The sequence below is a fragment of the Pseudomonas sp. PNPG3 genome (genome assembly GCF_023093815.1).
GTDB classification, from domain to species: domain Bacteria; phylum Pseudomonadota; class Gammaproteobacteria; order Pseudomonadales; family Pseudomonadaceae; genus Aquipseudomonas; species Aquipseudomonas asiatica.
In genome coordinates this window covers 1-250 of the sequence record NZ_JALLKV010000294.1, presented here as the reverse complement: position 1 = coordinate 250, position 250 = coordinate 1, and the positions used below count along the sequence as shown (strand labels likewise).

At 72.8% G+C, this 250-nt stretch carries 1 protein-coding gene; it reads right to left on the bottom strand.

The annotated features are described in order from the left end of the window. The coding region (locus MJ643_RS31110) for a hypothetical protein (protein WP_247727369.1) at nt 1-250 on the bottom strand (250 nt) is incomplete at both ends.

Here is a 250-nt window from a genome sequence, read left to right as displayed (position 1 = left end):
GATGTGCGGGTCCAGGACCTTGAAGCCCTGCGCGGTGACGGAGCCGCCGAACTCGCGCCACAGGGTCTCGACGACCCCGGCCTCGGGCCCGTCGGCCCCGGCGCCGGCCTCGCGGACGGTGCCGCACAGGATGTCGACCGGGTTCCCCGAGTCGGGACGGATCACCAGACGGCCGTCGCGGCCCATGATCCGCTCCTTCAGCGCCGGCAGGATCTCGCCGATGACCTGCCACAGGTCCCAGGTGTCCGAG